Below are 24,878 nucleotides of genomic sequence, written 5' to 3' on the forward strand. Positions count from 1 at the left end.
GGGGTCAGACGACGAGGGCGAGCTCGGTCACCCGACCGTCGTCGGCACGGACGTGGACGTCGAGCACCCATCCGGTCGATCGCGCCCAGTCGAGCAACGAGTCGACATCAGGGTGGTCGACACCGGCCTCCAAGAGCGCGCGGGTGAACCGGCCCTTACCCTGCTTGTTGAAGTGGTTGAGCGCCCGGCGTCTGCCGTCGTCGCCGACCGTGAGCACGCGTAGGTAGACGGCCCCGACGCGATCCGGCAACGGCCCGAGCGCCGCGTAGCCTTCCGAGCGCAGGTCCAACAGGACACCCTGGACGCCGTCCAGCTCGCGCGCGACCGGCACCGCCCAGTGACGTTTCAGGACGAACCCGGGGAGCCTGGAGTCGTGGGAGAGCCGATAGGCCGGAATGGCATCGAGCGCGCCGACCGGGCCGAGCAACGCCGAGTGCACGACCAGGTGCTCAGCGGCGAAGCGTCGCGCGTCCGCTGAGAGCGTGGCTGCTTCGAGCGCGTCGTACAGCACCCCCGTATACCGGTCGATCGCCGGCATCGTCGCGGACGTCGCCGCCTCGCGGTTGCGCTGGACCTCACCGAGCTGCTTGGGGCCGAGCTTCAGAGCCTTGACCGTCGCGGTCTCATCGGCAGCGAGCGACACCAGGGCGTCGACTAAATCGTTCCGGGACGAGGAGAGCCCTGGAAACCGCAGCAGGGCGGTGTCCAGGGCTCGTCCGTCGCCGCCGTCCCGCTTCGTCTCCGAAGGGGGAAGGAGGATCAGCACCGAATCAGGAGCTGGTCACGAGCGTGGCGTTGCCGGCCACGACGGTGACGGTGTTGTTCTCGACCGACAGGAAGCCGTCTTCAGCGTTCGCGACGATCTTCGAGCCGTCTTCGAGCGTGACACGGACCTCACCGGCGGCGAGGATGGCCAGCATCGGCTCGTGGCCGGGCAGGATACCGATCTCGCCGTCGACGGTCTTCGCGATCAACTGGCGTGCCGGGCCCGACCACACTTCGTGGTCGGCCGCGACGACGCTCACGGTCAGAGGAGCGGAGGCCATGACTAGCCGTTCTCCTTCTGGATCTGAGCCCACTTCTCTTCGACGTCGGAGATGGCACCGACGTTGAAGAAGGCCTGCTCGGCCACGTGGTCGAACTCACCCTTGGCGATGGCGTCGAACGACTCGATCGTCTCCTTGAGCGGAACGGTCGAACCCTCGACACCGGTGAACTTCTTCGCCATGTAGGTGTTCTGCGAGAGGAACTGCTGGATCCGGCGCGCACGCGACACCGTGATCTTGTCTTCCTCGGAGAGCTCGTCGACACCGAGGATGGCGATGATCTCCTGCAGTTCCTTGTTCTTCTGGAGGATCTGCTTGACCGTGGTGGCGACGCGGTAGTGGTCGGCACCCAGGTAGCGGGGGTCGAGGATACGGCTCGTCGAGGTCAGCGGGTCGACGGCCGGGTACAGACCCTTCGACGCGATCTCACGGGAGAGCTCGGTCGTCGCGTCGAGGTGCGCGAAGGTGGTCGCCGGTGCCGGGTCGGTGTAGTCGTCGGCGGGGACGTAGATCGCCTGCAGCGAGGTGATCGAGTGACCACGCGTCGAGGTGATGCGCTCCTGGAGGAGACCCATCTCGTCTGCGAGGTTCGGCTGGTACCCCACGGCGGACGGCATACGACCGAGCAGGGTCGACACCTCGGAACCGGCCTGGGTGAAGCGGAAGATGTTGTCGATGAAGAGCAGCACGTCCTGCTTCTGGACGTCGCGGAAGTACTCCGCCATCGTCAGCGCGGAGAGGGCGACGCGGAGACGCGTTCCCGGCGGCTCGTCCATCTGGCCGAACACGAGGGCCGTCTTCTCGAAGACACCCGCCTCTTCCATCTCGTGGATGAGGTCGTTGCCCTCACGGGTGCGCTCACCGACACCGGCGAACACCGACACACCACCGTGGTCCTGCGCGACGCGCTGGATCATCTCCTGGATGAGGACGGTCTTGCCGACACCGGCACCACCGAAGAGACCGATCTTGCCACCGAGGACGTACGGCGTCAGGAGGTCGATGACCTTGATGCCGGTCTCGAACAGCTGCGTCTTCGATTCGAGCTGGTCGAACGACGGCGGCTGGCGGTGGATCGGCCAGCGCTCGGTGATCTCGATCTGCTCGCCGGGCTCGGCGTTGAGCACCTCGCCGATGACGTTGAAGACCTTGCCCTTGGTGACGTCGCCGACGGGCACCGAGATGGGCGAACCCGTGTCGGTGACCTCCTGGCCGCGGACGAGGCCGTCCGTCGGGTTCAGGGCGATGGCGCGCACGAGGTCGTCGCCGAGGTGCTGTGCGACCTCGAGCGTGAGGACCATCGTCTGCTCGCCGATCACGACGCTGGTCTTCAGGGCGTTGTAGATGCCCGGGATCGCGTCGTGCGGGAACTCGATGTCGACGACCGGGCCGGTGACGCGGGAGATGCGGCCGACGGCGCCGGCCTTCACCTCTGCAGCGCCCTGCTCGGCAGTTGCGGTGGGAGTCATGTTCTTCTCTTCTCTGTCTCTACAGATACGTGTGCGTGTTGCGATGACTAGGACGAGAGCGCGTCTGCGCCGCCAACGATTTCGGAAATCTGCTGGGTGATCTCGGCCTGCCTCGCGTTGTTGCGGAGGCGGGTGTAGTCGGTGATGAGCTTGTCGGCGTTGTCGCTGGCCGACTTCATCGCCTTCTGCGTCGCGGCGTGCTTCGCGGCGGAGGACTGCAACAGCGCGTTGAAGATCCGGCTCTCGATGTAGTTCGGGAGCAGTGCATCGAGCACGCTCTCGGCATCCGGCTCGAACTCGTACAGCGGCAGCACAGCGGTGTCGGTGGGCTCCTCGACGCCTTCGACGACCTCGAGCGGCAGGAGACGGACGACCTCGGGGGTCTGCGTCATCATGCTCACGAGGCGGTTGTAGACGATGTGGATCTCGTCGACGCCACCCTCGGAGGCGTCCGTGAGGAACGCCTTGAGGATGGACTCGCTGATCTCCTGCGCCGTGGCGAAGTCGGGGTTCTCCGTGTTGCCGACCCACTCCCCTGCAGCCTGCATCCGTCGGAACGTGAAGTAGGCGACGGCCTTCCGGCCCACGAGGTAGTGCGTGACGTCCTTACCCTGGCTACGCAGGAGCTCGGTCAGCTCGGCGGCCTCACGGAGGACCTGCGAGTTGAAGGCGCCGGCGAGGCCTCGGTCGGATGCGAACACGACGACCGCAGCCCGCTCAACCTTCTCCGGCTCGGTCGTGAGCACGTGGTCGACGTTGGAGTACGTCGCGACGGCGGACACGGCACGAGTGATCGCACGAGAATAGGGTCCGGAAGCCGCCACCCGCGCCTGCGCCTTCTGGATGCGCGACGCGGCGATGAGCTCCATCGCCTTCGTGATCTTCTTGGTCGTCTGCGCAGACTTGATCTTCTGCGTGTAGACCCGGAGTTGAGCGCCCATGGACTAGCGGCGACCCTTCACGATCTTCTCCTGGTTGACGTCTTCAACCGGGAGCTCCTCGACCTGCTCCGAACCGAGGGCAGCGCCCTCGCCCGTCTGGAACTCGAGCTTGAACTGGTCGACAGCGGCATCGAGCTTCGAGACGGTGTCGTCGTCGAGCACGTTCGTGTCGCGCAGCGTGGTGAGGACCTCGGTGTTCCGACCCAGGTAGTCGAGCAGTTCGCGCTCGAAGCGGAGGACGTCCTCGACCGGGACGTCGTCCAGCTTGCCCTTGGTTCCGGCCCAGATCGAGACGACCTGCTCCTCGACGGGGTACGGCGAGTACTGCGGCTGCTTGAGCAGCTCGGTGAGGCGGGCGCCTCGGGCGAGCTGACGGCGGCTGGCCGCGTCGAGGTCGGAGGCGAACATCGCGAACGCCTCGAGCGAGCGGTACTGCGCGAGCTCGAGCTTCAGCGTTCCGGAGACCTTCTTGATGCTCTTCACCTGAGCGTCACCACCGACACGCGAGACGGAGATACCGACGTCGACCGCGGGGCGCTGGTTGGAGTTGAAGAGGTCGGACTGCAGGAAGATCTGGCCGTCGGTGATCGAGATCACGTTGGTCGGGATGTACGCCGAGACGTCGTTCGCCTTGGTCTCGATGATGGGCAGACCCGTCATCGAACCGGCGCCGAGTTCGTCGGACAGCTTCGCGCAACGCTCCAGCAGACGGGAGTGCAGGTAGAAGACGTCACCCGGGTAGGCCTCGCGTCCCGGCGGACGACGGAGGAGGAGGGAGACGGCACGGTAGGCCTCGGCCTGCTTCGACAGGTCGTCGAAGATGATCAGGACGTGCTTGCCCTCGTACATCCAGTGCTGGCCGATGGCCGAACCGGTGTACGGAGCGAGGTACTTGAAGCCGGCCGGGTCGGACGCAGGCGAAGCGACGATCGTCGTGTACTCGAGCGCGCCGGCCTCTTCCAGCGCACCCTTGACGGAGGCGATGGTCGAGCCCTTCTGGCCGATGGCGACGTAGATGCAGCGGACCTGCTTGTTGACGTCGCCCGACTCCCAGTTGGCCTTCTGGTTGATGATGGTGTCGATCGCGATCGCGGTCTTGCCGGTCTGGCGGTCGCCGATGATGAGCTGGCGCTGGCCACGGCCGACGGGGATCATGGCGTCGATCGCCTTGATGCCGGTCTGGAGCGGCTCGTGCACCGACTTGCGCTGCATGACGCCGGGAGCCTGGAGCTCCAGCGCGCGGCGGCCGGTGCTGGCGATCTCGCCGAGGCCGTCGATCGGGTTGCCGAGCGTGTCGACGACACGTCCGAGGTAGCCGTCGCCGACGGGGACCGAGAGGACCTCACCCGTGCGGGTGACGTCCATGCCTTCGACGATCTCGTCGAACTCACCGAGGACGACGACGCCGATCTCGTGCTCGTCGAGGTTGAGCGCGAGGCCGAGGGTGCCGTTCGCGAAGCGGAGGAGCTCGTTCGCCATGGCGCCCGGGAGGCCCTCGACGTGGGCGATGCCGTCAGCGGCATCGATCACGCGTCCGACCTCGGTGGCCGCGGCGGTGCCGGGCTCGTAGGCCTTGACGAAGTCCTTGAGAGCATCCCGGATCTCGTCTGGGCTGATCGTGAGTTCTGCCATCATGTTCCTTTTGGTTGTGGAACCCGGGGGTTCCGAGAGGTGCGATCCGTCAGGATCAACGTCTTGAGTTGTGGAGACCGTCGGGCCGGTCCCCGCGCTGCACGGGCCGTTATCCGGCCAGTTGCAGACGGAGGTCGTTCAGTCGGGCAGCAAGGCTGCCGTCGATGACGTCGTCCCCGAGCTGCACGCGCAGTCCACCGACGACGGCGGGGTCGATCACCTGGTTGATCTTCACCTGACGGCCGTAGGCCGTGGCGAGGTGGCGCTCGAGGCGCTGGAGCTGCGACGCCTCGATCGGTGCGGCTGCCGTGACCGTGGCGACCGCGAGGCCCTGCTGGTCGGCGACGATGCCTGATGCGTACCGGAGCAGTTCTCCGATCCGACGGTCTCGCGGCTGCTGCACGAGCTGACCGACGATGCTGACGGTCTGCGGGCTCGCCTTGCCCGCGAGGAGGGACGCCGCGAGGGCGCCCTTCGCAGCGGACGAGCCGAGCTTGCTGCTGAGCGCGAGTTCGAGCTCGTGGTTGCTCGACACGAGCTTCCCGAACTCGAACAGCTCGGCCTCGATGTCGCCCTGCGCGCCGGCGGAGATCGAGGCGGCCCGGAGGCCGAGCTCCTCGATGCCCGCGAGCAGGTCGGCCTCGCTGGACCAGCGGCCGGAGACGACGGTCTGCAGCAGGCCGAGCGCCTGAGCGCTCAGCTGGGTGCCGAAGATCCGCTCGACGACGGTGCGCTTGGCACCGGCCTCGGCTGCGGGGTCGCTGAGCGCCGCGCTCAGGTGGCTCGAGCCGCCGATGGCCCGGCCCGCTGCGAACAGTCCGTCCGCGGTGGCCAGATCGGCCCCGGCGCCGAGGGCGGCGAGGGCCTCCTTCGACGAGGCGAGTGCTTCTCTGGTCGCGCTTCCCATTACTTGGCTGCCTTCTCCGACGCTTCGAGGTCCGCGAGGAACCGGTCGACGACCGCCGTGGCCTTCGCGTCGTCGTTCAGCGTCTCGCCGATGACGCCACTGGCGAGGTCGAGTGCGAGCGTGCCGACCTCGGCACGCAGCGACACGACGGCCGCCTGACGCTCGGCTTCGATCTGTGCCTGAGCGCTCGCGGTGACGCGAGCGGCTTCGACCGTGGCCTGCTCCTTGAGCTCGGCGAGGATCGTCTGACCCTCGACACGAGCCTGCTCGCGGATGCGGCCGGCTTCCTGACGGGCCTCGGCGAGCTGAGCGTTGTACTGCTCGAGCGCCGCTTCGGCCTGCTTCTGCGCTTCATCGGCCTTGGCGATGTTGCCCTCGATGGCCGCTGCGCGGTCGTCGAGGAGCTTCTGCACCTTGGGCAGGACCAGCTTCCAGAAGAAGCCGAGGATGATGATGAAGACGACGGCAGACCAGACGATGTCGTAGACCGCTGGGATGAGAGGGTTCGTTGGAGCGCCCTCTTCAGCAGCGATGATCACTGCATCAAACATCTTGCCTCCTTCGGAGATGTGAAAGGGGGCTTAGACGAAGATGAAGTAGGTCGCGATGCCGATGAAGGCGAGCGCCTCGGTGAAGGCGATACCGATCCACATGAGGACCTGGAGACGACCACCCAGCTCGGGCTGACGCGCGGTGCCTTCGATCGTCTTGCCGACGACGATACCCACACCGATGGCGGGGCCGATGGCTGCGAGACCGTAACCGACCGTCGCGATGTTTCCTTCAAGGGCGGCGAGAACGGTAGTTGCGTCCACGTTTGTTTCCTTCCGTTGGGTGAGACCTGGCGGGTGCCGGGCTCGATTAGTGCTCTTCTGCGACCGCGAGCTGGATGTAGACCGCGGTGAGGAGGGTGAAGACGTACGCCTGGAGAACTGCGACCAGGAGCTCGAAGAGGGTGAAGACGAGGCCGAAGGCCAGCGTCCCGACGCCCATGAGGGCGAACCATCCGCCGAGGTTCACGATGAAGAACTGGGTCGCCGCGAAGAACAGGACCAAGAGCAGGTGCCCGACGATCATGTTCATGAGGAGTCGGAGCGTCAGCGTGAGCGGGCGGATGACGAAGGTCGAGATGAGCTCGATCGGCGTGACGATGATGTACACCGGCCACGGCACCCCGGAGGGGAAGAGGGAGTTCTTGAAGAACTTGCCCGGACTCTTCTTGATACCGGCGTAGATGAAGGTGACGTAGGACACCAGCGCGAGCACCAGCGGGACACCGATGACGGAGGTACCGGCCAGGTTCAGCCCGGGGATGATGCCCGTCAGGTTCATCGCGAGGACCATGAAGAAGATGGTCGTCAGGATCGGCAGGAACCGGAGGCCGTCCTTCTTGCCGAGCAGGTCTTCCGCGATGTTGACGCGGACGAAGCCGAGCCCCATCTCGGCGAGGCTCTGTGCGCGGCCGGGGACGAGGCGCATCTTGCGCGTCGACAGCCAGAAGAACAGGAGGAGCGCGATCACCGCGATGAACCGGATCAGGATGACCCGGTTGATCGCGAAGGGCGTGCCCTCGAAGAGGATGATGTCGGGGAAGAACTCGTCGATCGACGGACCGTGGAACTCGCCATCTTCGGCGGCCATCGGTGCGATCAGGTGCACGGCGTTAGCGAACAGCACGTATCTCCAGTTTCGGGGGCGTGGAGCAGAGCTCTCGCGGCGACGAACAGGGGGGATGTCTCCTCGCCGCACGCCGAAGCGGTGCTAGTGGGAGGATTCGTTGACGAGTCTAGCAAGGAAACCGTGCCCCGACGAACCCAGGGGTGGTATTCCACGGCTATATTCCGAGCCGCGACCTCGGCTGCGCCTCGGATACCGGTTCCGGCATGCTCCCGCGCGACCACGTTGCGACTGCGGCGTCAGCCCTGGTCGGAGTCCTGCGGCGACGCCTTCGGGAGGATGTCGTCCGAGACGTAGGGCACCCGCACCTTCGCAGCCACGACGGCGTCGATCACGAGCGATCCGACGACACCCACGATGACGCTCCCGAACAGGATCGGTGCGTTGACCCACGGCTGGTCCTTCAGGATGAAGCCGAGCACGAGGAAGATGACGAACTTCACGAGCCAGCTGCCCATCACCACCCCGAACAGGATGCCGACGAAGAACTCCTGGCCGGACCAGCGGTTGGCGAAGAGGATGCTCACCGAGGTGATGCCGAGGAACACGAGCGCCATCGCGGTGCCGATGAGCGCACTCGTCAGCCCGCGGGAACCGTCGACGCTCCAGCCGACCACTCCCCCGACGACGGCGATCACGAGCGCGAGGAGCGCGCTGTACCGGAGTGCCGTGCGGAAGACCCGGTTGGCGCTCGCGTGCGAGCCGGCCTGGGCGGGAGGAGTCATGGGTGCTGGTCCTTCTTGGCGAGAGAGTCGAGGGTGTCGAGGGTGTCGCCGCTCACGGGCGCCTCGGGGTCGCGCTGCCCGGAGGCCTCGTCGAGCCGATCGTACAGCGCGGACCCGGGAGCGCCCTCCGTGCCGGTGGCAACGCGCTGCGCGAGCCGGTCGGCCCGCCTGCGGCGACCGATCGGCAGGAGGGTGAACGCCGTGCAGGTGACGACCCCCACGGAGACGAAGAGGACGGCCAGCCACGTCGGGGCAGCGAAGAACGCCAGGCATCCGACGGAGATGACGACCGTCCAGCCGTAGAAGATGAGGACGGCGTGCACCTGGCTGTGACCGAGGTCGAGCAGCCGGTGGTGGAGGTGCATCCGGTCGGCGCTGAACGGTGACTTTCCGGCGCGGAGACGACGGAGGACGGCCAGGACGAAGTCGGCGAGCGGCACGACGAGGATGGCGAACGGCAGCAGGATCGGGATGAACGCGGGCAACAGTTGCGTGCGGCCGAGGGCGGCCGGGTCGACCTGGCCGGTCACGGCGGCTGCGGAGGTCGCCATGAGCAGCCCGACGAGCAGGGCGCCGGCGTCGCCCATGAACAATCGGGCGGGGTGCCAGTTGAGCGGGAGGAAGCCGAGGCACGCACCGACGAGGATCGCGGCGATCAGCGAGGCCAGGTTGAAGTAGTCGCTCGCCCCGGTGGAGGTCACGAGCAGCTGGGTGTAGACGAAGAACACGGTGTTCGCGATGACGGCGACACCGGCGACGAGCCCGTCGAGCCCGTCGACGAAGTTGATCGCGTTCATCACGAGCACGATGGCGAAGACCGTCATCGAGAAGGACACCCACGACGAGCCGACCGTCAGGCCACCGATGGGCAAGGAGTAGATCTGCACACCGAGCCAGGCGACGAGCCCTGCCGCCATGAACTGCGCGGCGAGCTTGATCATCCAGTCGAGGTCCCACAGGTCGTCGGCGACGCCGATCCCGACGATGAACAGGGCGGCACCGAGGATCGCCAGCACCGGCTCCGGATCGGCGAACACGAGGTCGAAGAACGGCAGCTGCCAGGCCACGCCGAACGCGACCAGGATGCCGATGAACATCGCGACCCCGCCGAGCCGCGGCGTCGGCGTCTGGTGGACGTCGCGTTCGCGGATCGGCGGGTGGAGACCGTACTTCACGCCGACCCGCCGCGCGAGGTGGGCGAAGCCGAAGGTGATGCCCGCGCTCACGACGAGCACGATGAGGTACCCGGAGAACTGGCTCATGGTTCGCGCGGCTCGGGGAGCAGATCGCCCACCACGCCGCGGATCGCCTCGCGGGAGACGGCTCCGTCGCGCAGGACGACGATCCGTTCGTCGGCTGTGCCGAGTCGGGTCGCGTCGATGATCGTCGACGACTGCTCGCCGCTCTCGCCGCCGTCGAGGTAGACCGAGACCGAGTCGCCCAGCATCTCGAGCGCGGCAGCGGCGGACGTGGCGGCCGGTCGGCCGGTGAGGTTCGCAGAGGAGACCGCCAGCGGGCCGGTGTCCTGCAGGAGTTCGAGGGTCACCGGGTTCGACGGCATCCGGAGCGCGACCGTGCCCGCGGTCTCGCCGAGGTCCCAGGCGAGCGACGGCTGGGCCTCGAGCACGATGGTCAGGCCGCCGGGCCAGAACGCCTCGACGAGCCGGTGCACGGCATCCGGGACGGACGCCGCCAAGGCCTCGAGCGTGTTCACACCTGACACGAGGACGGGCGGCGGTGACTGCCGGGTCCGACCCTTCGCGTCGAGCAGGCGCTGCACCGCGGCCGGTGAGAACGCGTCGGCGGCCACCCCGTAGACCGTGTCGGTCGGGAGCACGACCAGCTCACCCCTCGCCAGGGCCGTCCGTGCCAAGCGCATCCCGGCGAGCAGCTGCGCGTGATCCTGGCAATCGAAGGTCTGCGGCATGTGGTGGGTCCTGGCTGAACGGGGCCGCCGATCGGTGATCAGTCGGCCGGATGATCGGGGTGACGACGCTCAATCATAGCCTCGGGCGTCTTCCGAGCAGTCTTGGCAGGCACAGGTAGACGGCGAGGACGAGCAGGATGCCGAGGACGGCGAAGACCTGGAAGGGCCAGGCGCCCGTCGCGACGACCACCCCGAGGAGCCCGGTGGCGAGGGTCGCGACGCTGACGACGGCGGTGGACCCGAGGTGGCCGAGTCCGCCGGCGGCGAGACGCTGGTACACGTGGCTGCGATGCGCCTCGTGCAGCGGCTCCCCCCGCCTCCAGCGCGCGATGATCGTCGTGCCGGTGTCGGCGACGTACACGAGGACCGGACCGATCAGCGCGACGAAGGAGATGCCGCTGAAGGCCGCGTAGATGGCGACCGCGACGAGGGAACCGCCGAGCAGGTAGCTGCCGACGTCGCCCAGGAACATCCGGCGCCGAGCGAGGTTCCACGGCAGGAACCCGAGGAACGCGGCCGCCACGACGAGGCCGGCTGCAGTGACGCCCGGGAGACCGGCCACGGCGCCGAGACCGGCGTAGAACCCGCCGACGACCGTGCCGTGCATCGAGGAGATGCCGTTGACGCCGTCCATGAAGTTCGCGATGTTCGTGTAGGCGACGAGCGCCACGATCCCGAGCGGGATCCACCAGGAACTCGCGGCCATCGAGACGACGAGCACCCAGGTCGCCACGAGTCCGAGCACGACCTGCAAGCCGAAGCGCACCCGGACGGGGAGTCCGCGGACGTCCTCCACGGCTCCGATGGCCGCGTTCACGATCGACACGGCGGCGACGATCCAGAGCGGCAGACTGTGGAGCAGGACAGCGGCCGTGCCGAGACCGACGGCGACCGCGAGCGCGACCCCGATCCCTCCCCCGCGAATCGTCGGGGTGACGTGCATGGATCGGTGGTTCGGGGTGTCGACGACCGCCCGACGGAGGAGGATCGGGCGGATGGCGAGCTGGGACAGCAGGCTCACGACGAGCGCGAGCACCCCCGCCAGGATGGCAACCGTCATTGCACCAGGTGGTGGGTGCCGGCGCCCTCGTCGGCGATGGTCTCCCGCCAGACGGCGATGTCGAGGAGTGCCGGGTCGAGCGGCTGGATCCGCGTGTGCGAGACCTTCGGGTGCTTCGAGCGGTCGGCGATCTCGTCGGTGTCGATGAGGACCTCGTGCAGCTTCTCGCCGTGCCGGAGACCGGTGTACACGATCTCGACGTCCTTGCCGGACGCGGCGATCATGCGCTTGGCGACGTCGAGGATGCGGACCGGACGGCCCATGTCGAGGATGAGGACCTCGCCCGGGTCGCCGATCGCGCCGGCCTGGATGACGAGCTTCGACGCTTCGGGGATCGTCATGAAGAAGCGGGTGACGTCGGGGTGCGTGACCGTGACCGGGCCACCGGCCTCGATCTGGGCGGTGAACGCCGGGATGGCGGAACCGCGGCTGCCGATGACGTTGCCGAACCGGACCGAGAGGTACCGCGCGTCGGTCTCCTGGGCGCTCATCCATGCGGTGAGCTTCTCGGCGATGCGCTTGCTGTACCCGAGGACGGTCGTCGGGTTCGCCGCCTTGTCGGTCGAGATGTTGACGAAGGTGCCGACGCCGACCGCCCGCGCCGCGTTGAGGACGTTCAGGGTGCCGAGGACGTTGTTCTTCCAGGCCTCGTCGGGGTACTGCTCGAGCATCGGAGCGTGCTTCAGCGCTGCCGCGTGGAACACGACGTCGGGACGGCGGTCCTCGAAGATCTCCATGAGTGACGGGAGGTCGCGGATGTCGGCGAGCACGACCTCCTTGGTGTCGAGCAGACCGTGTCCGGAGATCGAGAGCTGTGTGGTGTGGAGCCCCGTCTCGTCGCGGTCGAGCAGGACGAGCTCCGCCGGACCGAACTGGTTGACCTGCCGGGCGATCTCGGAGCCGATGGATCCGCCGGCACCGGTGACGAGCACGCGCTTACCGGTGAGGTACCCCGCGATGCTCTCGACCTGCAGGTCGACGGTGTTGCGGCCGATGAAGTCCTCGACGTTGAGGTCGCGCAGGCTCGGCGCGCTCTCGCCCGTCCCGGGAGCCAGCATCGTGTCGATGGGCGGCACGACGAGCACCCGGAGCTTCGCCTCGTCGGCTCGCTCACTGACCTGGCGGATGAAGTCGTTGTCGACGTCCGCGATGCTGATGATGAGTGCCTGCGCACCGGTGCGCTTGACGGCCGCCACCAGGTCGGCTCCCGTGCCGACCACGGCGACCGAGGCGATGCGGAAGTTGCGCTTCGACGGGTCGTCGTCGATGACGCCCACCGGGAGGTAGGGCGACTGCGGGTCGCGCATGAGCCGAGGGATGATCGACATCCCCAGCGCACCGGCTCCGTAGACGAGCACGCGCTGCGCCTCGATCGGCCGACTGCGGCTGTCGACGAAGAGGCGCTTGATGTACCGCGTGATGCCCATGAAGACGATCGCGAACGGGAACGCGATCACCGTCGTGGACCGTGGAACCCCCCACGCGACGCCGAACACCGCGTTGACCGCGATGAGGATCGCGGTGACGATCAGCGCGACGACGATGAGCTGCTTCGCCTCGTAGAAGCTGCCGAAGCTGTGCAGGCCGTGGTAGTAGCTCCACAGGTAGGCCACGATGAGCTGGGCGACCACGGCGATGACGCACAGGAGGACCGTCCCCACGAGGGCCACGCGCTCGTACTCGAGCTCGAACCGGACGAGCTGGGCGACCACGATGGCGAGCACCCAGCACAGTGCGTCGAGGGCGGTCTTCGCGGCGAAACGAGGACCGGGCGCCTGCGTCCATCTACGGGGGGCGTCGGGGAGCGTGGAGGTCATAACGTGTCGATCCTACCGATCGCCGGCTTCGCGTTGGCTGCGCACGGACTGCGCGTCGGGGCCGGGCGCACCGCGCTCCGCCGCGAGGGCTTCGATCGAGGACCGGAGACCGTCGTCCGTCGCCGTCGGCATGCGCTCGTGCCCCAGTGCACCGAGCAGTCGGGCTCCGGAGACGCGGTAGTCCTCGGTGAGCTTCGCGAGACGCCCGGAGTTGAGCGGCACGGCGGGGACGCGATCGCCGACGGCGGCCGCCAACCGCACGAGGGCCGGTGGGAGCGCCAGGCGACGGACCCGGCGACCGGTGACCTCGGCGATGAGGGTGACGAGGTGCCCCGTCGACACGGGCTCGTCGTCGGCGACGAGGTAGACACCCGTCGTGACGGCTGGCGTGTCGATGATGCTCGTGATCGCCCACGTGAGGTTCTGGATCGACACGAAGCTGCGCTCGTTGCGGAAGGCGTCGAGCGGGTACGGGATACCGCGGGACAGCAGACCGAACAGGAGGCGCAGGTTGCCCTTGTCCCCCGGCCCGTGCACCATCGTCGGACGGAGGACGACCGTCCGGCGACCGGCGGGCGGTTCGACGGCGAGCAGGAGCCGCTCTGCCGCGAGCTTCGACTTCCCGTACGGGGTCACCGGGTGGGGCTCGGCGGACTCGTCGAGCACGCCGTCGACCGTCGCCTCGTTGACCGCGGCGACGCTGCTCAGCTGGATGAAGGTGGTGGCGTCCGACGCGAGGAAGGCGACGTACGCGCGTTCGGCGAGGTCGGTGTTGATCCGGCGATACACCTCGGGAGAGGCGGTGCCGTCGAGGTCGTGCGCCTTCCCGGCGAGGTTCACCACGACGTCGACGTCCGCCGGGAAGGGCTCCCCCGTCCACCCGCGCAATGAGAACGGCACGACCTCGTGGCCGGCCGCCTCGAGGACGGGGACGAGGTTCGTCCCGATGAAGCCGGTCGCACCGGTCACGAGCACCCGGCTCATCGTCCGAACCATCCCCACGTGCGGAAGTACACGAACGCCCCCTGGATCGAGTACCACATCAGCTTCCGGTTGTGATGCGAACCCTTCGCGAAGTGGTGGTGGATCGTCGCCCCGGGGTAGTACGCGGTCCGGGACACCTGGAGGAAGCGTCGGGTGAGGTCGGCGTCCTCGATGTACATGAAGATCCGCTCGTCGAAGAAGCCGACGCGGTGCAGGGTCGAGGTCCGGAGGAACATGAAGCACCCCGAGAGGTAGGGCACGTCGAACATCGTCTTGTTGTAGTCGTGCGCCGGGTTCTCGTCGATGTCGCGGTACTCGTAGCGGGCCATGCGCTTCGCGACGAGCGGCTTCAGCGGACCGGGCAGGAACCGGCGGGCGAACAGGTCGAAGACGGAGGGGTTCCGCTTCACCAGGTACTGGAGGGATCCGTCGGGGTACAGCACCTTCGGCATGACGTGCCCGACCTCGGGGTGCTCGAGCATGAACTCGTGGAGCTGCTCGATCGCCTCCGGCTCGAAGTACACGTCCGGGTTGACCACCATGTGGAACTTCGAACGCCCGAGGACCTTCGCGATCGCGAGGTTGTGGGCGGCGCCGAAGCCGGGGTTCGAGGGGTTGTGCAGGTACTCGACCCGCGGGTCGGCCACGAGGTCGCGGAGCTCGTCCGTCGGCGAGTTGTCGACGAGGTACAGCGTCTCGACGAGCGGGCTCCCGAGGGTCGAGTCGATGGCCGCACGCAGCTTGTCGCGATCGTTCCGGTACATGACGATGCAGGCGGTCACAGGACGGTCCACGGTTCACCCTCTCCGGCGGCGGGGACGGCACCGCCGAGGCACGACGGACGTGGGCCCGACGCGCCTGGTCAGTCTACGTGCTGCCCGCGTCCGGTCCTGGGAGCCCAAGGCCGCATACTGGAGTGGTGCCAGAGCGTGTGTTCTTCTTCGACTGCGACAAGACCCTGTACGACTACGACTTCCGGAAACGCCTCCCGGCGCTCTCCCGGTTGACAGGCGTGAGCCAGTATCGGCTCGCGAAGCAATGGTGGGTCGGCGGCCACGAGGCCGCGGCCAACATCGGTGAGTACCCCACCAGCGACGACTATCTGGCGGTGTTCGCCGAGGTCACCGGATACCCGCTGTCCCTCGAGGAGTGGCGCGAGGCCCGCGCGGCGGCGATGACGCCGGTTCCCGGCGTCCTGGCCACCCTCGCCCGTGCCGCGACCCTCGGCACGGTCTCCCTGCTGTCGAACAATCCGATCCCGTTCCGGGACTCCTTCGCGCAGCTGGCTCCCGAGGCCGCAGCCCTCCTCGGCGAGAACGACCTCGTGTCCGCCGTCCTCGGAGCGGAGAAGCCCGAGCCCCGTGTCTACACCCGCGCGCTCAGTCGGTACGGCGTCGCACCCGGCCGCACCATGCTCATCGACGACTCCGCGGCCAACTGCGCGGGCGCCGAGGCCGTGGGGATGCACGCGTTCCAACTGACGAAGGACGCCTCAGGCGCATTCGACGTCGCGGGACTCGACGCCGCGGTCGACGCCTTCGTGGCGGCCACACCCTGACTCGGCCCACCGGGCGATGCGTCCCACCGGCCACCGAACCGAACCACGACTCCCTGGACCGAACCATCGGTCCCTGAGCTTGTCGAAGGGCGGCGGATCCACGGCTCGGACTCGCCCTTCGACAGGCTCAGGGACCGGAAGAGGGGCCTACGGAGCGGAGAAGCGCGGGCTCAACGACGGGTCAGCGGATCGCGATGGTGGTGCGGTCGCGGGTGGTGAGGTCGCGGTGCGTCGCCGCAGCGTGCCAGCCGTCGGCCGTGAGCAGCTCGCGGATGGCCTGCCCCTGGAGTTCACCGTGCTCGATGATGAGCGTGCCGCCCCGGTGGAGCAGGCGCTGCGCGGTGGTGGACACCTGACGCACCACGTCGAGACCGTCCGGCCCGCCGTACAGCGCGGCCGAGGGGTCGTGGAGACGCACCTCGGGATCGCGCGGGATCGCGTCGTCCGGGACGTACGGGGGGTTCGAGATCACGACGTCCACCGAGCCGTCGAGCTCGTGAAAGGCGTCGGCGAGGTGCTCGAAGACCACGGTGGCGTTGTCTGCACCGGATTCGGCGAAGTTCCGTCTCGCCCAGATGAACGCCTCGACCGAGTTCTCGGTCGCGTAGATCGCCGCGTTCGGGACCTCGGTCGCCATCGCCAGCGCGATCGCTCCACTGCCGGTGCCGAGGTCGACGCCGATGGGCCGAGGGATCGGCACGGCTCGGAGCGCGTCGATCGCGAACTGCACGACCGACTCGGTCTCGGGGCGCGGGACGAAGACGCCCGGTCCGACCGCGAGTTCCATCGAACGGAACGCGGCGCGACCGGTGATGTGCTGCAGCGGTTCGCGCGCGGCCCGACGCTCGACCAGCTCGGCGAACACGGTGCGCTCTTCGGCGTCGAGCACGCGGCCGGTGATCGCCGCGGCCTGCACGGCCCCGCGACCGAGGCCGAGCACGTGTCCGAGGAGCAGCTCGGCGTCGACGTCGGGTGACGGCACGGCCGCGCGGGTGAGGATCTCGACGGCGTGCTGGCGCGCGAGTTCGACGGTCGCAGGGTGGCCGGCGGACGGGGTGTCTGCGGCGGCGGCGGAAGGGGTGCTGGGCATGAGCGAGGTCATCATCTGGGGCGGCCTGGTCGGGTGGGCCGCACCGAGCCTACCCCACCGCCTCGGTGCGGCCGCGGGCCGGCAACCCTCGTCGTCACACGGGACCCCGCCGATCGACCAGGTCGTAGGCTGAACCGAGCCCCGTTCGAGGAAGAGGAACACCGTGACCGGCACCGTCTACACCGACATCACCCAGGCCTACGGCCGCACCCCGCTCGTCCGTCTGAACCGTATCGCCGAGGGTGTCGGTGCGACCGTCCTGGCGAAGCTGGAGTTCTACAACCCCGGATCGAGTGTCAAGGACCGCCTGGGCATCGCGCTCGTCGATGCGGCGGAGGCCTCGGGCCAGCTGCAGCCCGGAGGGACCATCGTCGAGTCGACGAGCGGGAACACCGGCATCGCGCTCGCCCTCGTGGGAGCCGCGCGGGGCTACCGGGTCATCCTCACGATGCCCGCCTCGATGAGCAAGGAACGCCGGACCCTCCTCCGCGCCTACGGTGCCGAGCTCGTCCTCACCGATCCGACGAAGGGGATGGCGAACGCCGTGCAGGAGGCGCAGCGCATCGTCGCCGAGAACCCCGGTGCCGTCTGGGTCAGGCAGTTCGAGAACGAGGCGAACCCCGCCATCCACCGGCGGACGACCGCACCCGAGATCTGGGAGGACACCGCCGGCACGGTCGACGCGTTCGTCGCGGGCATCGGGACGGGCGGGACGATCACCGGCGTCGGCGGCTGGCTCCGCGAGCACAACCCCGACGTGCAGATCATCGCCGTGGAACCCGCGGACTCCCCGCTGCTCAGCGAGGGTCGCGCCGGTGGACACAAGATCCAGGGCATCGGCCCGAACTTCGTGCCCGACATCCTCGACACCTCGTTGTTCAGCGAGATCATCCCGGTCGAGACCGACACGGCCTACGCGACCGCACGACGCCTCGCGACCGACGACGGCATCATCGGCGGCATGTCCTCCGGCGCCGCGGTGTGGGCGGCCCTCGAGGTCGGACGCCGTCCGGAGATGGCCGGCAAGACCATCGTCGTCATCATCCCCGACGCGGGCGAGCGCTACCTGTCGACGACGATGTACGACGACCTGCGCGACTAGGCTCGACGCATGGGAATGCTGTCGCGGGTCCGCGAGGACATCGGTGCCGCACGCGCACACGATCCGGCGGCCCGCGGCACCATCGAGATCGCGCTCAGCTACTCCGGCCTGCATGCCGTCTGGGCATACCGGCTGCACCATCGCCTGTGGCGGCGCGGCTTCCGCACCCTCGCCCGGTTCGGCTCCCAGTTCACCCGGTTCCTCACCGGGATCGAGATCCACCCGGGCGCCCGGATCGGCAGGCGGTTCTTCATCGACCACGGCATGGGCGTCGTCATCGGCGAGACGGCCGAGGTGGGCGACGACGTCATGATCTTCCACGGCGTGACCCTCGGCGGGAAGAGCCGCGGCGTCGGCAAGCGCCACCCGACGATCGGTGACGGCGTCGCCGTCGGCGCCGGGGCGAAGATCCTCGGGCCCATCCTGATCGGTGCGGGGACCATCGTCGGCGCGAACGCCGTCGTCACCAAGGCCTGCCCACCCCGCAGCCTGCTGCTCGGCGTCCCGGCGGTCGAGCGCCCGCGCGGGAGCGGCACGCACGGTCTCGCGTTGCTCGATCCCGAGTACCACATCTGATCCGCGCGAGGTGGGGCGGTCCGTCGTCCACGCCTCCCCCGGACGACGATCTCCCGCATCCCACCCGCATCCCCGTTCCTCGAGAGGTCCCCATGAGTCTCATCCGCCTGCACGACGTCACCGTCCGGTTCGAGGAGCGCCCGGTACTCCGCGACGTCTTCTTCCGGCTCGAGCCAGGCGACCGGGTCGGGCTCATCGGCCGGAACGGCTCCGGCAAGTCCACCCTCCTGAAGCTCGCCCTCGACCAGCTCCAGCCGGACTCTGGCACGGTCACCATCGAGGACGGGACGCGGATCGGGTACTTCTCGCAGTTCTCGGAGCTCGACGGCAGCGCCACCATCACCGAGGTCCTCGAGGGACTCTTCGGTCACATCCACGCCATCGAGGCGGAACTCGCATCCATCGACGCCGCGATCGCCGCCGACCCGGACGACCTCGACGGGATGACGAAGCTCATCGAACGGCAGGCCGAACTCTTCGAGGAGATGGAGCGCCAAGACGGCTGGGACTACCAGCGCCACATCGACACCGCCCTCACCACGCTCGGCTTCGACGCCGCGCGCCGCGTGCTCCCCATCGACTCACTCTCCGGTGGTTGGCGCAACCGCGCGGCGCTCGCGAAGATCCTCCTCGAGCGGCCGGACGTCCTGCTCCTCGACGAGCCGACGAACTTCCTCGACGTCGCGGGGGTCGAGTGGCTCGAATCCTGGTTCGGCTCGTTCCGCGGCGCGGCGATCGTCGTCTCGCACGACCGGACCTTCCTCGACGCCGTAGTCACACGCATCGTCGAGGTCGAGAACTTCCACCTCCACGAGTACCCCGGGAGCTTCGACGAGTACGTCGTCCAGAAGCAGTTCCGGCTCAAGAGCCTCGAGGCGCAGTTCGTCCACGAGTCCGAACTGCTCGCCTTCGAGGCCGAGGGCATCTCGGACCGTCGCGAGGCGGCCAAGGCCGCCGGGAAGAAGGACCTCTCCTCGCAGCTGGCGAAGATCAAGAAGGCCAGGCCGCCGCGTCCGGTCGACGACATCATCACCGACATCTACGGCGGCCTGCACATCAAGGACACGCTCTGCCGGATCCAGGGGCTCACGAAGGCCTACGGCGAGCACACGCTGTTCGACGGACTCGACCTCGAGATCGGCCGCCGCGAACGCATCGTCGTCCACGGACCGAACGGCGCGGGCAAGTCCACGTTCCTCCGGATCCTCGAGGGCGACGAACGCCCCGACGCCGGTCACGTCACCTGGACCGGCGGGGTCCGATACGCGTCCTACAACCAGATGGTCGACGAGCTGGACCTCACCGACACGGTGGCGCACGCCGTCGGCGCCATGCCCGACAGCCTCGCCTTCGCAGCGACGAAGAAGTCGGTGAACCGCTTCCTCGGCATGTTCCAGTTCTCCGACGCCGACCTCAAACAGAAGATCGGCATGCTCTCGGGTGGGCAGCGCGCCCGCGTCGCCATGGCCCAGTGCCTGCTCTCCGGAGCTTCGGTGCTCCTCCTCGACGAGCCGACGAACCACCTGGACCTCGCGAGCACGCAGGTGATGGAGCGCGCACTCGTGCACTTCCCCGGCGCCATCGTCGTGGTCAGCCACGACCGGTTCTTCGCCGACAAGGTCGCGACGAAGCGGCTGCGCATCGGCTGAACGACGAAAGCGCAGTCGTGGTCGTCATCCGAGCGGGATGACGACCACGACTGCGCTCCCGAGTCCTAGTCCTGGTCGCCGATGTCGGCCAGGCGTGCCTCCTCGTCGGCGGTGATCGCCGATTCGATGATCGGCCCGAGCGCGCCGTTCATGACGCCGTCGAGGTTGTACGCCTTGTACCCGGTCCGGTGGTCGGCGATCCGGTTCTCGGGGAAGTTGTAGGTGCGGATGCGCTCGGAGCGGTCCATCGTGCGGATCTGCGTCTTGCGGGCCGCGCTGTCGAGTGCCGCCTGCTCCTCCTGCTGACGCGCGAGGATGCGGGCGCGGAGCACGCGCATACCGGCCTCACGGTTCTGCAGCTGGCTCTTCTCGTTCTGCATCGACACCACGATGCCGGTCGGCAGGTGGGTGATGCGCACCGCGGAGTCCGTGGTGTTGACCGACTGACCGCCGGGGCCGCTCGACCGGTAGACGTCGATCTTCAGGTCGTTCTGGCTGATCTCGACCTCCTCCGGCTCATCGACCTCGGGGAAGACGAGGACACCCGTCGTGGAGGTGTGGATGCGGCCCTGGGACTCGGTGGCCGGCACACGCTGCACGCGGTGCACGCCGCCCTCGTACTTGAGGTGCGCCCAGACCCCCTGCGACGGGTCGGTCGCGTTCGACTTGATCGCCACCTGGACGTCCTTGTAGCCGCCGAGGTCGCTCTCGGTGCGTTCGAGGAGCTCGGTCTTCCACCCCTTGGACTCCGCGTAGTGCAGGTACATCCGGAGCAGGTCGGCGGCGAAGAGCGCGCTCTCGGCGCCACCTTCGCCACCCTTGATCTCCATGATGACGTCGCGGCCGTCGTCGGGGTCGCGCGGGATGAGCAGCCGGCGGAGCTTCTCCTGGTTGGTCACCAGCAGCTCTTCGAGCACCGGCACCTCCTCGGCGAACGCCTCGTCCTCCTTGGCGAGTTCTCGAGCGGCGTCGAGGTCCTCCTGCGTCGCCTGCCAGGTGTGGTAGGCCGCGATGATCTTCGACAGCTCGGCGTAGCGGCGGTTGATCTTCTTCGACCGTGCGGGGTCGGCGTGGACCGCCGGGTCGGCGAGCTGATCCTGGAGATCCTTGTGCTCGGCGACGAGCGTCTCAACTGATTCGAACATCGTTCTCTTCCTTCATCACCATCATGCGGCACCGGGGGCGAAACGGGACCGACCCCACCCGTTCCCGATGCCGGTGCGGCGCGGGTACGGATGGGGTCGGTCGGGACCGCTAGCGGTGGTTGTTCTCGTGTCCGTGGCTGTGCGAGGTCGGTGCGGGCATCGACTTCTGCATCTGGACGAGGAACTCCACGTTGGACGTGGTCTCCTTCAGCTTGCCGAGGACGACCTCGAGGGCCTGCTGCTGGTCGAGGCCGGCGAGGGCACGACGCAGCTTCCAGGTGACCTTGACCTCGTCGGGGGCGAGCAGCATCTCCTCGCGGCGGGTCGAGGACGCGTTGACGTCCACGGCCGGGAAGATCCGCTTGTCGGCGAGCTGGCGCGAGAGCCGGAGCTCCGAGTTGCCGGTGCCCTTGAACTCCTCGAAGATGACCTCGTCCATCTTGGAACCGGTCTCGACGAGCGCGGTCGCGAGGATCGTGAGGGATCCGCCGTTCTCGATGTTGCGAGCGGCTCCGAAGAAACGCTTCGGCGGGTACAGCGCCGCGGCGTCGACACCGCCGGAGAGGATCCGACCCGAGGCGGGTGCGGCCAGGTTGTAGGCACGACCGAGACGCGTGATCGAGTCGAGCAGCACGACGACGTCGTGGCCGAGCTCGACGAGACGCTTGGCGCGCTCGATCGCGAGTTCAGCGACCGTCGTGTGGTCCTCGGCCGGACGGTCGAAGGTGGAGGCGATGACCTCACCCTTCACCGTGCGCTGCATGTCGGTGACCTCTTCGGGACGCTCGTCGACGAGCACGACCATGAGGTGGACCTCAGGGTTGTTGATCGAGATCGCGTTGGCGATCTGCTGCAGGACGATGGTCTTCCCGGCCTTCGGCGGGGCGACGATCAGGCCGCGCTGGCCCTTGCCGATCGGTGCGACGAGGTCGATGATGCGCTGCGTGAGCTTCGTCTGCTCCGTCTCGAGACGGAGGCGCTCCTGCGGGTACAGCGGGGTCAACTTGCCGAACTCGACGCGGGCGCCGGCCTCGTCGACGGACAGACCGTTGACGGAGTCGACCTTGACGATCGCGTTGTACTTCTGGCGGCTGCTGCTGTCGTTGTCGCGCGGCTGACGGATGGCCCCGACGACGGCGTCGCCCTTGCGCAGGTGGTACTTCTTCACCTGGCCGAGGGAGACGTAGACGTCGTTGGTGCCCGGGAGGTAGCCGGAGGTGCGCACGAAGGCGTAGTTGTCGAGGACGTCGAGGATGCCGGCGACCGGGATGAGGACGTCGTCCTCGGCGATCTCGGGCTCGACGTCGTCGTTCTGCACGGATCCGCGACGCTTGCGGTCGCGGTAGCGGCTGCGGCCGCCACGACCCTCGGACTCGTCGCCCGGTGCGCCCTGGTTGCCCTGACCGCCCTGGTTGCCGCGGTTCTGCCCCTGCTGCTCCTGCTTGGCGTCGGCCTTCTGGCCGGCGTCGGCGTTCTGGCCACCGGTGTTCTGGTTGCCGTTGTTCTGGCCGCCGTTGTTCTGGTTGCGGCCTCGGCCACGACCGCGGCGCCCGCCGGACGACTGGCCGTCCTGCTGCTCGCCGTCCTGGGTGTCGTCGGCGTCCGTGTTCGCGGCGTCGTCGTTCGAGTCCTGCTCGGAGGCGTTCTGTGCGGCGCGGTTCTGCTCGCCGCCGGCCTGCTCGCCGGTGCCCTGCTCAGCCGTGTTCTGCTCGGCGTCGTCGGCGTTGCGGTCGCGATCGCGTCCGCGACCACGGCGGTTGCCGCGCGAACGCCTCGGCGTCTGCTCGGGGGTCGTCTCGTCGGCGCTCGGCGACTCGGCGGTCGCGGCGGCGTCATCGGACTGCTCGGCGGGAGCCGCGTCGGCCGGAGCGGACGGTGCCTCGGCCTCGACCGGGGCGGGTGCGGCAGCCGGCGCAGCCGGTGCCTCGACGACGGGGGCGCCGACGATCGGGGTCGCGTTCGGGGCGACGGTGGCCGTCGTGGCCCGGCGGGACTTGCGTCGCGCCGGCGGGGCCGCCTTCTCGGCACCGAAGGCCTGGTCGAGCGCGAGGTCGAGCTCGGGCAGCTTGGACTGCACCGGTGCCTCCGGCGCGACTTCGAGCGCGGAGACCGACTCGATGACGTCGGCGGTCTCGGTGACCGCGGCGTCGGTGTCGGTGTCGGTGCTGTTCTGGATGGTCTGGATGGCTTCGACCAGCTCGCCCTTGCGGAGCTTTGAGGCTCCGGCCACTCCGAGAGCGGCGGCGAGACGCTGCAGGTCGGCGACCTTGAGCGTCTTCGGGTCGGCATCCAGCGAGACGCCTGAGGCGCCTTCGTTGACGTCTGTCACGTGTGTCTTCCTTCCCTTGCGTCGAGACAGAGCTGTCTCGCGCAGGCGGCGATCGCACCGGAATCCTGTGCGGCGGGTGGGTGATGTTCACACGACGCAGAGCCTGTGCGGATAGCCCGGTGCGACGACCCGGCGGAGCGCTGCTCAGCAGGATGGAAACACGGTGGGACCCGAACAGACGCGATCAATTGGTGCGAAAGCGATGATTGTGCGGAATTGCCCCGGAAGCCGGTTACGCCGAAGAGGCGGGGTGGGCCGGGTGCCCTCCCACTGTAGCACCCTTGAAGTCGACCGCGAGCATGAGCGACTGCCACGGGGTGGTGGCGTGCTCGGCGACCAGCGCGGTGGCTTCGAGGCGTCGTCCGGGATCGTCCGCGAGGACGAGGATCGACGGGCCGGCGCCGGACACGACGGCGGCGAAGCCGTGCTCACGCAGCAGCGTGATGAGGGTGTTCGTCTCGGGCATCGCGGCGGCGCGGTAGCTCTGGTGGAGCCGGTCCTCGGTGGCTGCGAGCAGGAGCTCGGGGCTCTGCGTGAGCGCGGCGACGAGGAGCGCCGAACGCGAGACGTTGAACGCCGCGTCGGCGTGTGGCACGTTGGCGGGCTGCAGGCTGCGGGCGAGTTCCGTGGACATCGTGTGCTCGGGGACGAGCACGAGCGGCGAGACCCCGCGGTGCACGATGAGCTTCTTGTGCTGCGGGCCGTCGTCCGTCGTCCACGCGATCGTCAGGCCGCCGAACAGCGCCGGAGCGACGTTGTCGGGGTGACCCTCCATCTCCGTCGCGAGCCGGAGGAGGTCGTCCGGTCCGAGCTCGACCCGACCCTCGAGGAGCCCCTTCGCCGCCATGATGCCGGAGACGATCGCAGCGCCCGAGGAACCGAGGCCGCGGCCGTGCGGGATGACGTTCCGCGCGACGACGTCGAGACCGGGGAGGTCGTGGCCGTAGGCACGCAGAGCATGTGCGATCGCGGTGATCACGAGGTTCGACGTGTCGGTCGGCACCTCGCCGGCACCGACGCCAATGACCTCCACGAACACGCCCGGCTCCTCGCGGACCGTGACGGTCAGCTCGTCGTACAGGGCGAGCGCCAGACCGAGCGTGTCGAAGCCGGGGCCGAGGTTGGCGGTGGTCGCCGGCACCTTCACGGTGACGGTGCGTCCGATCGCAAGCGGTTCGGTCTGACTCATAGGGATGCCTGCAATCTGGTGAGAGGTCGTCGAGCGACGCGGTCGGTGGTCGTGC

24 protein-coding genes are annotated in these 24,878 nt (G+C 68.4%); 4 read left to right on the plus strand and 20 right to left on the minus strand.

The features are described 5' to 3' along the window. Positions 1–4: 4 nt before the first annotated feature. From ACQ3HE_RS13805 to ACQ3HE_RS13880, 16 genes are all read right to left on the minus strand, one after another. On the minus strand, positions 5–766 hold the full coding sequence (locus ACQ3HE_RS13805; RefSeq protein WP_430893174.1) for a YaaA family protein: 762 nt from the start codon (positions 764–766) through the stop codon (positions 5–7). Between the two features lie 4 nt (positions 767–770). Further along, a complete protein-coding gene (locus ACQ3HE_RS13810; RefSeq protein ID WP_064295316.1) occupies positions 771–1,046 on the minus strand; it encodes a F0F1 ATP synthase subunit epsilon in 276 nt (91 codons plus the stop codon). Between the two features lie 2 nt (positions 1,047–1,048). Further along, complete coding sequence (gene atpD / locus ACQ3HE_RS13815; RefSeq protein ID WP_064295315.1) at positions 1,049–2,515, minus strand: F0F1 ATP synthase subunit beta; 1,467 nt, start codon at positions 2,513–2,515, stop codon at positions 1,049–1,051. Positions 2,516–2,562: 47 nt separating this feature from the next. Further along, the gene (locus tag ACQ3HE_RS13820) at positions 2,563–3,456 is read right to left on the minus strand and encodes a F0F1 ATP synthase subunit gamma (RefSeq protein WP_064295314.1); all 894 of its coding nucleotides are present in this window, start codon (positions 3,454–3,456) and stop codon (positions 2,563–2,565) included. Positions 3,457–3,459: 3 nt separating this feature from the next. Continuing rightward, complete coding sequence (gene atpA, locus ACQ3HE_RS13825) at positions 3,460–5,088, minus strand: F0F1 ATP synthase subunit alpha (RefSeq protein ID WP_071262368.1); 1,629 nt, start codon at positions 5,086–5,088, stop codon at positions 3,460–3,462. Positions 5,089–5,197: 109 nt separating this feature from the next. Next, positions 5,198–5,995, minus strand: coding sequence for a F0F1 ATP synthase subunit delta (locus tag ACQ3HE_RS13830; RefSeq protein ID WP_159879195.1), 798 nt, complete (start codon positions 5,993–5,995; stop codon positions 5,198–5,200). Then, positions 5,995–6,546 (minus strand): F0F1 ATP synthase subunit B, encoded by a 552-nt coding sequence (locus ACQ3HE_RS13835; protein ID WP_064295311.1) that lies wholly within the window; start codon positions 6,544–6,546, stop codon positions 5,995–5,997. The genes ACQ3HE_RS13830 and ACQ3HE_RS13835 overlap by 1 nt, the downstream gene beginning before the upstream one ends. Before the next feature lie 30 nt (positions 6,547–6,576). Beyond that, complete coding sequence (atpE, locus tag ACQ3HE_RS13840; protein ID WP_064295310.1) at positions 6,577–6,810, minus strand: ATP synthase F0 subunit C; 234 nt, start codon at positions 6,808–6,810, stop codon at positions 6,577–6,579. A 46-nt stretch (positions 6,811–6,856) separates the two neighbouring features. After that, positions 6,857–7,636, minus strand: a complete 780-nt coding sequence (gene atpB / locus ACQ3HE_RS13845; protein ID WP_175117868.1) for a F0F1 ATP synthase subunit A — start codon at positions 7,634–7,636, stop codon at positions 6,857–6,859. Positions 7,637–7,911: 275 nt separating this feature from the next. Continuing rightward, positions 7,912–8,397, minus strand: a complete 486-nt coding sequence (locus tag ACQ3HE_RS13850; protein WP_085513235.1) for a Cg1360 family ATP-synthase-associated protein — start codon at positions 8,395–8,397, stop codon at positions 7,912–7,914. Next, positions 8,394–9,659, minus strand: a complete 1,266-nt coding sequence (locus ACQ3HE_RS13855; RefSeq protein WP_079707192.1) for an MraY family glycosyltransferase — start codon at positions 9,657–9,659, stop codon at positions 8,394–8,396. The genes ACQ3HE_RS13850 and ACQ3HE_RS13855 overlap by 4 nt, the downstream gene beginning before the upstream one ends. After that, complete coding sequence (locus ACQ3HE_RS13860; RefSeq protein WP_079707193.1) at positions 9,656–10,324, minus strand: L-threonylcarbamoyladenylate synthase; 669 nt, start codon at positions 10,322–10,324, stop codon at positions 9,656–9,658. Before ACQ3HE_RS13860 ends, ACQ3HE_RS13855 begins: the two co-directional genes overlap by 4 nt. Before the next feature lie 73 nt (positions 10,325–10,397). Then, entirely contained in the window at positions 10,398–11,384 is a 987-nt protein-coding gene (locus tag ACQ3HE_RS13865) for an MraY family glycosyltransferase (RefSeq protein WP_430893175.1), read from the minus strand. Continuing rightward, entirely contained in the window at positions 11,381–13,201 is a 1,821-nt protein-coding gene (locus tag ACQ3HE_RS13870) for a polysaccharide biosynthesis protein (protein WP_124769589.1), read from the minus strand. The genes ACQ3HE_RS13865 and ACQ3HE_RS13870 overlap by 4 nt, the downstream gene beginning before the upstream one ends. A 12-nt stretch (positions 13,202–13,213) precedes the next feature. Continuing rightward, positions 13,214–14,185, minus strand: a complete 972-nt coding sequence (locus tag ACQ3HE_RS13875) for an NAD-dependent epimerase/dehydratase family protein (protein ID WP_430893176.1) — start codon at positions 14,183–14,185, stop codon at positions 13,214–13,216. After that, entirely contained in the window at positions 14,182–14,979 is a 798-nt protein-coding gene (locus ACQ3HE_RS13880) for a glycosyltransferase (protein ID WP_191941410.1), read from the minus strand. Before ACQ3HE_RS13880 ends, ACQ3HE_RS13875 begins: the two co-directional genes overlap by 4 nt. A 125-nt stretch (positions 14,980–15,104) precedes the next feature. On the opposite strand from ACQ3HE_RS13880, the gene ACQ3HE_RS13885 reads away from it, so the two are divergent. Further along, on the plus strand, positions 15,105–15,743 hold the full coding sequence (locus ACQ3HE_RS13885; protein ID WP_240044036.1) for an HAD-IA family hydrolase: 639 nt from the start codon (positions 15,105–15,107) through the stop codon (positions 15,741–15,743). A gap of 181 nt (positions 15,744–15,924) precedes the next feature. Here the strand turns inward: ACQ3HE_RS13885 and prmC are convergent, their stop codons facing one another. Continuing rightward, entirely contained in the window at positions 15,925–16,833 is a 909-nt protein-coding gene (gene prmC, locus ACQ3HE_RS13890) for a peptide chain release factor N(5)-glutamine methyltransferase (protein ID WP_430893177.1), read from the minus strand. Between the two features lie 163 nt (positions 16,834–16,996). Here prmC and cysK point away from each other — a divergent pair, with 163 nt between their 5' ends. The 3 genes from cysK to ACQ3HE_RS13905 all read left to right on the plus strand — a co-directional run bounded on the left by cysK (position 16,997) and on the right by ACQ3HE_RS13905 (position 20,160). After that, the gene (gene cysK / locus ACQ3HE_RS13895) at positions 16,997–17,935 is read left to right on the plus strand and encodes a cysteine synthase A (protein ID WP_064295302.1); all 939 of its coding nucleotides are present in this window, start codon (positions 16,997–16,999) and stop codon (positions 17,933–17,935) included. A 9-nt stretch (positions 17,936–17,944) separates the two neighbouring features. Continuing rightward, on the plus strand, positions 17,945–18,511 hold the full coding sequence (epsC, locus tag ACQ3HE_RS13900; protein WP_137243300.1) for a serine O-acetyltransferase EpsC: 567 nt from the start codon (positions 17,945–17,947) through the stop codon (positions 18,509–18,511). Positions 18,512–18,603: 92 nt separating this feature from the next. Then, positions 18,604–20,160 (plus strand): ABC-F family ATP-binding cassette domain-containing protein, encoded by a 1,557-nt coding sequence (locus ACQ3HE_RS13905; protein WP_079707201.1) that lies wholly within the window; start codon positions 18,604–18,606, stop codon positions 20,158–20,160. A 65-nt stretch (positions 20,161–20,225) separates the two neighbouring features. Here the strand turns inward: ACQ3HE_RS13905 and prfA are convergent, their stop codons facing one another. The 3 genes from prfA to thrB all read right to left on the minus strand — a co-directional run bounded on the left by prfA (position 20,226) and on the right by thrB (position 24,823). Beyond that, complete coding sequence (prfA, locus tag ACQ3HE_RS13910; RefSeq protein ID WP_071262434.1) at positions 20,226–21,305, minus strand: peptide chain release factor 1; 1,080 nt, start codon at positions 21,303–21,305, stop codon at positions 20,226–20,228. Positions 21,306–21,414: 109 nt separating this feature from the next. Beyond that, the gene (rho, locus tag ACQ3HE_RS13915) at positions 21,415–23,634 is read right to left on the minus strand and encodes a transcription termination factor Rho (protein WP_159879209.1); all 2,220 of its coding nucleotides are present in this window, start codon (positions 23,632–23,634) and stop codon (positions 21,415–21,417) included. A 232-nt stretch (positions 23,635–23,866) separates the two neighbouring features. Further along, positions 23,867–24,823, minus strand: a complete 957-nt coding sequence (gene thrB / locus ACQ3HE_RS13920) for a homoserine kinase (protein ID WP_430893178.1) — start codon at positions 24,821–24,823, stop codon at positions 23,867–23,869. Positions 24,824–24,878: the final 55 nt, after the last annotated feature.

This window comes from Plantibacter auratus (assembly GCF_050587365.1).
In the GTDB taxonomy this organism is placed as follows: Bacteria; Actinomycetota; Actinomycetes; order Actinomycetales; family Microbacteriaceae; genus Plantibacter; species Plantibacter auratus.